Genomic DNA, 7,699 nt, shown 5'->3' with positions numbered 1-7,699 from the left:
ATTCATATGGATTGCAGAGTGCAGTGTCAGCCATCGAGCCCGATCTTCTGGATCTGGCACCCTCGGCGATAACCACGACGAGTCGGGGTTATAGATACCGAAATCAGGGTTTGGTTCGACCTGACAAATGCTGATTGCACGCTTAACGCAGTGACTTCGCGTAAGACCGGGCAAAACTAGCACAGAGACGGGGAAATATCCGCCTCTAGCTACCCATTTGGTCAGCTTTATTGCTCTAAATCGCTAAAAAACTGCATAAGGGCGATCACCTGCCCCGGATTTGCCCTCCACCCCGCGCCAAAACCAATGGTTGCGGTACACTGGGCGCTTTTTCGGGGGAGCCCGCCCTCCTCCCTTCCAACAGCCGAGAAGCCTATGCCGATCCGTCATTGCATCGTCCATTTGATCGACAAAAAACCCGACGGCACGCCCGCAGTTCTGCACGCCCGTGATTCCGAACTGGCTGAGTCCGCGGCCATCGAGAACATGCTCGCCGACCTCAATGAGAGCTACAACGCCAAACAGGGTAAAGCCTGGGGGTTGTTCCATCCTGAGTCCGGTGCATTCCCGTTCAGCGGCTGGCTGAAGGAATACATGGAGGGCGCACAGGACTTCACCGAGTTCAGCAAAGTGGCGGTCGAGCATCTGCAAAAACTGATGGAAGAGTCGAACCTGTCGGTCGGTGGCCACGTATTGTTCGCCCACTACCAGCAAGGCATGACCGATTACCTGGCGATCGCCCTGCTGCACCACAGCGAAGGCGTGGCGGTAACCGACTCGCTGGACGTGACGCCGTCGCGCCACCTCGACCTCGGCCAACTGCACCTGGCGGCGCGGATCAACGTCTCCGAGTGGCAGAACAACAAGCAGTCCAAGCAGTACATCTCGTTCATCAAAGGCAAGAACGGCAAGAAGGTCTCCGAATACTTCCGCGACTTTATTGGTTGCCAGGAAGGCGTCGACGGCCCGGGCGAAACCCGCACGCTGCTCAAGGCCTTCAGCGACTTCGTCGAAAGCGAAGACCTGCCGGAAGACTCGGCCCGCGAGAAAACCAAGACGCTGGTCGATTACGCCAGCAGCCAGGCCAAACTCGGCGAGCCAATGGGCCTGGAAGAGCTCTCGGAGCTGATCGACGAAGAACGCCCGAAAGCCTTCTACGATCACATCCGCAACAAGGACTACGGCCTGTCGCCAGAGATACCGGCGGACAAACGCACCTTGAATCAATTCCGCCGCTTCACCGGTCGCGCCGAAGGCCTGTCGATCAGCTTTGAGGCCCACCTGTTGGGCTCGAAGATCGAGTACGACGAAGAGAATGGCACCCTGATGATCAAGGGCCTGCCGACGTCACTCACCGATCAGTTGAAGCGCCGTAACTGATGCTCGGCAATGTGCTGAAGAAGGTTGCGCTGGTTCTGCTGGTGGTCGTGGTCTATCAGAACTGGGGAAAGATCGAGCGCGTGTTCAATCCGTCGCAGATGGTTTCCGAGCAGACCCGCGCTCAGGCCAGTGTCGTGTTGTACGCCACCGAATGGTGCGGCTACTGCAAGCAGACCAAGCGTTTTCTCGACAGCAAAGGGATTCCGTTCAAGGAATTCGATATCGAGAAGGATGCCGATGCACGCAAGGCCTATGAGGCATTGGGGGGACGCGGAATTCCGCTGATTGACGTGAATGGCACGTTGATTCGCGGGTTTGATCCGGATGAGATTCTCGCTGCCTTGAAATAACACACACCTGTGGCGAGGGAGCTTGCTCCCTCGCCACAGGGTTAGTCGCTGTTACTTGGCTTCGATACGGAAACCGAAGCGTGGGAAGTGCACATGCACCACGCCGCCACGCTCGTCCTCACGACGCACGATCAGCTCTTCACTGCCTGCAAACAACAACTCTCCCACTACCGGATCAACCCCGTAATCCGTCGCGGCAATTGCTACTTGCTGCCCAGCCTTGAAACCGTTCGGGTCAACGAACTGCTCATCCGGCAATGCCGCCGGTGTCGTGTTGCGCGCAACCTCCAGCGCCTCTTCGGAGGTCATTTCGCTCGCAGCACCATGACCGAAACCCAACACTCGGCCCAACCACGCCGCAACGGCCGGATATTCGTCCACCAATGGGGCGGTTACGTGAGTCGCCTTCAGGAACCACATCGGATGCGCCAACGCGAAGTCGGCAATCGACGGCTCACCGAACAGGAAGTCGCCCTGCTCACGCTGCAACTGCTGCTCCAGACGCGCCATGATCGTCGGCCATTGATGCTTGGCCTGCTCGGTGGATAAACGCGTCGCGCTACCACCGCTGAACAGCCCGGCACGGTCGGCCAGAAACGCCTTGATCGCTTCCGGCGGCAACTTGCCGAAACGCACCGCCACCGATTCCGGCTGGAACACCAGGCTGACGGCGTGCTGAAACACCACCGAATCGGCCCAGATCGCGAAACTGGCGGTAGTCATTTCCTGCCCTTCGGGGAAGAACGACGGCTGAGCCTTCTCCCGCTCCAGCCGGCGAGCGATCAACGAAGTGTCGCAATAGATATCTGCGCCGATTTGCAGCACCGGGGTTTTGCGATAGCCGCCGGTCAGAGCCGTCAGGTCAGGCTTGGGCATCACCGGCGAGATATGCACGGAGCGCCAGGACAAACCTTTGAACCCCAGCAGCAGGCGGGCCTTTTCGGCAAATGGAGAAGTCGGGTAATGATGGAGGATCAACTCGGACATGCTCGGCTCCGCCGCTCAAATAGTGAGTCGGCAGCTTAGCGCGCATTTGCTTAGCAGCCTACAGATCTGCCTGATGGGAACCCATCAGTCAGATTGATAAGACGCCACCAGGCATTCCTTGGCGCTCTTGCGCAATTTTTTGATCAGCCGTTCCTGGCGCAACGCATCGCTTTTGTCGCGACAAAGCTCGGTGTAGACCAGCGCCATGGCCGGGCTGGAGAGGAAGAAACGCGCACCTTTGCCGCTCTGATGCTTGGCGAAACGGCGGACGGGATCGTCGCTGATCCCGCAGTACAACGAACCGTTGGCGGCGCGAACGAGGTAGACGAACCAGGACTTGCTCACCGGTTCGGCAACATCGACGGATTTTTCGCTAAGGCTGGTCACTTTGGGATCAAGGCGTGTAGGAAACAGGCCGCGATCTTATCAGCGACCGGCCTGAAATGCCTTCAGTCCCTTGAGTGCCTGCGCACGTACGGCATTGCGTACCAGCGGCGTCCACCCCAGCAGCAGACCTTTGAAACCCAAGGCCTGACGCGACCATCGCCATAGATCAAAGTGATCGTGGTGCTCGCAGATCTTGCCGTCACGGAACACGAAGCGCGCCTGGATATCGTTGACAACCACGTTGCCGGTCTGGCTGAACAGATAAGTCGCCACCCAATGCGCGCCGCCGCTGCGCTCATCGGCGCGGACATTGTCGAAGGTCAGTGAGAAGTCCTTGGCCCGGGTGGTGAGCATGCGCCACATGTCGCCGGCATCGCGCCCGCGCAGTTCGCCGAAGGCCGGGTCGCTGAACACCACGTCATCGGTGTAGCAGGCGGCCATGGCCTCGGCATCGAGGCGCTGGAAAGCTTCGTAGAAACGGGTGATCAACGCAACGTGGGCTTCACTCATGGGCAATCTCCAGAATATGTACAGATTGCCAGCACGATAAGCTGCAAAACGCGGAAACACTATCGGCATTCGCATACCGAATACCCGCAGCACACAAATCCTATGTGGGAGCGAGCCTGCTCGCGAAGGCGGTGTGTCAGCAGAACTTCCACCAACTGACACTCCGCCTTCGCGAGCAAACTCGCTCCCACATTTGAAATCAGCGCACTCAGATCTTTTCGCTTTGCACTTGCACGTACAACGCACGCCCGGCACCAAGACCGGCGAGGATCGCGCCACAGCCAATGATGCCGAAGATCCACCCGACCGCATTCCAGCCGCCGGTCCAGTCATGCACGATGCCGACCGCAAACGGCCCCATCGAAGCCAGCGTGTAACCGAAGCCTTGAGCCATGCTCGACAAATTTGCTGCGACATGAGCGTCACGCGAGCGCAGTACGATCAACGTCAGCGCCAGACTGAATGCACCGCCCTGCCCCAGACCCAGCAGAATCGCCCAGCCCCACAGCCCTTCAATCGGTGCGTAGAGGCAGCCGAACAGACCGCCAAGGGTAAGCGCCATAACCACCATGATCGCCAAACGCTGATCCTTGCCACGGGTCGCCAGCCAGGGTGCCGCCAGCGAACTGGCGAGCTGGACGATCACTGAACCGGACAGCACCAGACCCGCCTGGGTCGGCGTCAGACCGCGACCGATCAGGATCGACGGCAACCAGCCAAACACGATGTAGGCCAGCGACGATTGCAGGCCCATGTACAAGGTCACTTGCCAGGCCAGAGGATCTCGCAGTAGCCCGCGCACGCGATAGGCGACGTTGTGCGCACCGTGTTTCTGCCCGACTTGCGGCAGCCAGAACACAGCCGCCACCAGCGCCGGAATCACCCAGAAGCCGAGTCCCATGGTCCAGTTGTGATCGAAATGCTCACTTAACGGCACGCTCGAACCCGCTGCCATCGCCGCGCCGAGACACAGGGCCATGGTGTAAACGCCGGTCATGATGCCGGCGTGTTTGGCGAAATCGCGCTTGACGATGCCCGGCAGCAATACGCCGATGATGCCGATGCTGGCGCCGCCCAATACGCTGCCAGCGAACAGACCAATCTCCCCGAAATTGCTGCGCAAGATAATGCCGCCAGCAAGTGTCAGCAGAATGCCAAGGACTACGCGCTCGGCACCGAAACGCCGCGCCAGAATCGGCGCCAGCGGTGCGAACAAGCCAAGGCAAAGCACCGGCAGTGTGGTCAGCAAACCGGCCTGAGCCGCCGACAGGCCAAGGCTTTTCGACACATCACTGAGCAGCGGCGCCATGCTCGACAGCGCCGGACGCAGGTTCAGCGCCACCAGAATCAGCCCCAACAACAAGAGCCACGGACGCCGAACCAGCGGGTGACTTTGCTGCACTTGTTCGTCATCGGCCTCGGCATCGATCAACAGCTCTTCAAGCTCTGCCGTGCGTTTGGGGGTTGTGGATAAATCACTGCGGGACATGGATTTCTCGGTTTCAAGGTTCATTGATCAACTGTCTCGACAAAGCTTTGGCCCGTTCCGGGTCACGTTGTTCGACGGCATCAAGCAACTCGATGTGCAGGTCGAACACTTCCTGACGGCGCGGGACGATGTTCAGGGTCTGACGCAATTGCGCGCCGACGATGCTGGAGAAATAGCGATACAGCTCGCTAAGGGTCGGGTTGTGCGCGGCGTCGACCAAACGGCGGTGAAACACCAGATCGCAGGCGATGTAGGTGTCGAGATCGCCGTGGTAATGGCTGCCGCTAGTGCCGAGCGCTTCACGCAACGCGGCGAGGTCTTCATCGGTACGGCGTAATGCCGCCAGGCCGATGGCCTCGACTTCAAGGATGTGCCGGGTTTCCCGGGCCTGCTCCGGCGAGCAACGGGACAGCGCCTTGAGCGTGTCCAGCGGGTCCACCACCGCACGCAGGTAACTGCCGTCGCCCTGACGGATTTCGATCAACCCGGAAAACGCCAGCACCCGCATGGCTTCACGCACGGTGTTGCGGCTGATGCCCAACTCGGCGCACAGCTCGGGTTCGGTCGGCAGACGCTCGCCGACCTGCCAGACGCCGCTGTTGATGCGCTGGCGCAACTGATCCAAGGCCTGATCGACCAGGGATCGCTTAATAAGTGGAGAAATTTCTGACATAGGATTCGCCCTTTCATCCAATCATAGGATGAATTTTCTGACATGTTAGTCAGACTCGTGTAGGACGGCAACCACCTAGGGTCAATCGGAGACACATGGAGCGGGATTTTCGATTGGTCAAAATTACCCTTTAAGGGTAATTTCAGGGAGAGGTTCAAGATTTCTTATGGAGAAGAACACACCCCACTACAACCTGGTGGTGATCAAGGAGGATGTCAGAAGGCTTGGGATAAACGCATTTACAGGGACTGCGCGCAAAAGCGGTCGAGACATGGGCCTGAGCCTCAGGGAAATGCTGGACGTCGTTTCGAACTGCAAAACAGGATGTTGTACAAATCGATGACGACTTATAGCGACCATCGGGTTTGGCAAGACGTGTATCACATCACTTCGCATGATCTGGAGATCTACATCAAGGTCACTTATTGCTCAGGCGGTGAGCCTCCGGTGATCTCCTTCAAGGAGAAAAAACCATGAACACAAAACAATGCTTCAGTTGCGGAGCACCTGAAGGAATGCGGCACTTCGAGGGTCGCGCTGAAACCATGAGCGTAAAAGGCATGGAGCGTCGGCTTGATGATTTGTCTGGATGGGAATGTCAGGCATGCGGGGAGGTCATACTCGACCCCAATAGCGCGCAGCGTTATTCAGATGCGAGCGACGAGCTAGTCATTGCTGGCCGACAAATGATCGGTAACGAGATGAAGCGCATCCGCCGCAAGCTGCATCTGTCACAAAAGGAAGCGGTGCTGTTGTTGTCGGGTGGTGGACATAACGCATTTTCACGATACGAACGCGGCGACTCGCTCCCACCGAAAGCTTTGATAGTGCTGATGCGCTTGCTTGATCGCCACCCACACCTGCTCACCGATGCGCGCGCCTTGGGCGAAGGGGCAGATTTGAGAGGGTTCAAGGATACAGTGCACAAAGAAGACGAAACCCTGACCTTTTCCTGACCCCACAAAAAACAAACCCGGCACAAGGCCGGGTTCGTTTTCAAGCATCAACCATCAATGCAAGATCTGACTCAAGAACAGCTTCGTCCGATCATTCTGCGGATTATCGAAGAAGTCATTCGGCGCCGCTTGCTCAACGATCTCGCCCTTGTCCATGAAGATCACGCGATTCGCCACGGTGCGGGCAAAGCCCATTTCGTGGGTCACGCAGAGCATGGTCATGCCGTCTTCGGCCAGGCCGATCATGGTGTCCAGAACCTCTTTCACCATTTCCGGATCGAGTGCCGAGGTTGGTTCGTCGAACAGCATGATTTTCGGTTTCATGCACAGCGCGCGAGCGATCGCCACACGCTGCTGCTGACCACCGGACAGTTGCCCCGGGAATTTATGCGCCTGCTCCGGAATGCGTACGCGTTCCAGGTAATGCATGGCGATTTCCTCGGCCTTGCGCTTGGGCATCTTGCGCACCCACATCGGTGCCAGGGTGCAGTTCTGCAAAATGGTCAGGTGCGGGAACAGATTGAAGTGCTGGAACACCATGCCGACTTCACGGCGGATCGCTTCGATCTGCTTCAGATCGTTGGTCAGTTCCACGCCATCCACGACGATGCGGCCCTGCTGGTGTTCTTCCAGACGATTGAGGCAGCGGATGGTGGTCGACTTGCCGGAACCCGACGGGCCGCACAGCACAATGCGCTCGCCCTGCTTGACGTTGAGGTTGATGTCTTTCAGCACGTGGAACTGGCCGTACCACTTGTTGACGCCCTGCATCTGAATGATGCCTTCAGGACCCACAGGCTTTTTGATTGCTTCGCTCATTTACAGAGAACTCCTAACGCTTGTGGCCAGTGTCGAGCTTGCGTTCCAGATGCATGGAATAGCGCGACATACCAAAACAGAAAATCCAGAACACCAGGGCGGCGAACACGTAGCCTTCGGTGGCCATGCCCAGCCATTTCGGATCGGC

At 58.2% G+C, this 7,699-nt stretch carries 9 protein-coding genes and 2 pseudogenes; 4 read left to right on the top strand and 7 right to left on the bottom strand.

The window, feature by feature from the left end; all coding sequences use genetic code 11:
- Positions 1 to 375 precede the first annotated feature (375 nt).
- A complete protein-coding gene (gene yejK, locus ACIOVB_RS22140) occupies positions 376 to 1,380 on the top strand; it encodes a nucleoid-associated protein YejK (protein ID WP_401271397.1) in 1,005 nt (334 codons plus the stop codon).
- Positions 1,380 to 1,730 carry a glutaredoxin family protein gene (locus ACIOVB_RS22135; protein WP_401271394.1) on the top strand — a complete coding sequence of 117 codons (351 nt, stop codon included), beginning with the start codon at positions 1,380 to 1,382 and terminating at the stop codon, positions 1,728 to 1,730. Before yejK ends, ACIOVB_RS22135 begins: the two co-directional genes overlap by 1 nt.
- Positions 1,731 to 1,781: 51 nt before the next feature.
- On the opposite strand, the gene ACIOVB_RS22130 is transcribed toward ACIOVB_RS22135, so the two are convergent.
- The 5 genes from ACIOVB_RS22130 to ACIOVB_RS22110 all read right to left on the bottom strand — a co-directional run bounded on the left by ACIOVB_RS22130 (position 1,782) and on the right by ACIOVB_RS22110 (position 5,776).
- Positions 1,782 to 2,717, bottom strand: a complete 936-nt coding sequence (locus ACIOVB_RS22130; protein ID WP_401271391.1) for a glutathione S-transferase family protein — start codon at positions 2,715 to 2,717, stop codon at positions 1,782 to 1,784.
- Positions 2,718 to 2,801: 84 nt separating this feature from the next.
- Positions 2,802 to 3,104, bottom strand: coding sequence for a GIY-YIG nuclease family protein (locus ACIOVB_RS22125; RefSeq protein ID WP_008083651.1), 303 nt, complete (start codon positions 3,102 to 3,104; stop codon positions 2,802 to 2,804).
- Between the two features lie 39 nt (positions 3,105 to 3,143).
- Positions 3,144 to 3,614, bottom strand: coding sequence for a nuclear transport factor 2 family protein (locus ACIOVB_RS22120; RefSeq protein WP_187680046.1), 471 nt, complete (start codon positions 3,612 to 3,614; stop codon positions 3,144 to 3,146).
- Positions 3,615 to 3,822: 208 nt separating this feature from the next.
- On the bottom strand, positions 3,823 to 5,127 hold the full coding sequence (locus ACIOVB_RS22115; RefSeq protein ID WP_401271388.1) for a CynX/NimT family MFS transporter: 1,305 nt from the start codon (positions 5,125 to 5,127) through the stop codon (positions 3,823 to 3,825).
- Positions 5,117 to 5,776 (bottom strand): FadR/GntR family transcriptional regulator, encoded by a 660-nt coding sequence (locus ACIOVB_RS22110; RefSeq protein ID WP_401271385.1) that lies wholly within the window; start codon positions 5,774 to 5,776, stop codon positions 5,117 to 5,119. The genes ACIOVB_RS22115 and ACIOVB_RS22110 overlap by 11 nt, the downstream gene beginning before the upstream one ends.
- A 166-nt stretch (positions 5,777 to 5,942) precedes the next feature.
- Here ACIOVB_RS22110 and ACIOVB_RS22105 point away from each other — a divergent pair.
- Positions 5,943 to 6,253: pseudogene (locus ACIOVB_RS22105) on the top strand (type II toxin-antitoxin system MqsR family toxin).
- Entirely contained in the window at positions 6,250 to 6,732 is a 483-nt protein-coding gene (locus tag ACIOVB_RS22100) for a type II toxin-antitoxin system MqsA family antitoxin (RefSeq protein WP_401271382.1), read from the top strand. Before ACIOVB_RS22105 ends, ACIOVB_RS22100 begins: the two are co-directional and overlap by 4 nt.
- 54 nt (positions 6,733 to 6,786) lie before the next feature.
- Here the strand turns inward: ACIOVB_RS22100 and ACIOVB_RS22095 are convergent, their stop codons facing one another.
- Together ACIOVB_RS22095 and ACIOVB_RS22090 are read right to left on the bottom strand one after the other, a co-directional pair.
- Positions 6,787 to 7,551, bottom strand: a complete 765-nt coding sequence (locus tag ACIOVB_RS22095) for an amino acid ABC transporter ATP-binding protein (RefSeq protein ID WP_003221897.1) — start codon at positions 7,549 to 7,551, stop codon at positions 6,787 to 6,789.
- A 13-nt stretch (positions 7,552 to 7,564) separates the two neighbouring features.
- Positions 7,565 to 7,699, bottom strand: a pseudogene (locus ACIOVB_RS22090) (amino acid ABC transporter permease); the annotation flags it as partial.

Origin of the sequence: Pseudomonas sp. NPDC087639 (assembly GCF_044743385.1) — a bacterium.
Classification (GTDB): Bacteria; Pseudomonadota; Gammaproteobacteria; order Pseudomonadales; family Pseudomonadaceae; genus Aquipseudomonas.
The sequence above is the reverse complement of the archived record's forward strand: the minus strand, read 5'-3'. Positions and strand labels throughout refer to the sequence as shown.

Bases quoted from the DNA above. Each gene is read 5' to 3' on its own strand.
- ACIOVB_RS22120 (WP_187680046.1), bottom strand. From the start codon at position 3,614: ATGAGTGAAGCCCACGTTGCGTTGATCACCCGTTTCTACGAAGCTTTC.
- ACIOVB_RS22110 (WP_401271385.1), bottom strand. From the start codon at position 5,776: ATGTCAGAAATTTCTCCACTTATTAAGCGATCCCTGGTCGATCAGGCC.
- yejK (WP_401271397.1), top strand. From the start codon at position 376: ATGCCGATCCGTCATTGCATCGTCCATTTGATCGACAAAAAACCCGAC.
- ACIOVB_RS22115 (WP_401271388.1), bottom strand. From the start codon at position 5,127: ATGAACCTTGAAACCGAGAAATCCATGTCCCGCAGTGATTTATCCACA.
- ACIOVB_RS22135 (WP_401271394.1), top strand. From the start codon at position 1,380: ATGCTCGGCAATGTGCTGAAGAAGGTTGCGCTGGTTCTGCTGGTGGTC.
- ACIOVB_RS22130 (WP_401271391.1), bottom strand. From the start codon at position 2,717: ATGTCCGAGTTGATCCTCCATCATTACCCGACTTCTCCATTTGCCGAA.
- ACIOVB_RS22095 (WP_003221897.1), bottom strand. From the start codon at position 7,551: ATGAGCGAAGCAATCAAAAAGCCTGTGGGTCCTGAAGGCATCATTCAG.
- ACIOVB_RS22100 (WP_401271382.1), top strand. From the start codon at position 6,250: ATGAACACAAAACAATGCTTCAGTTGCGGAGCACCTGAAGGAATGCGG.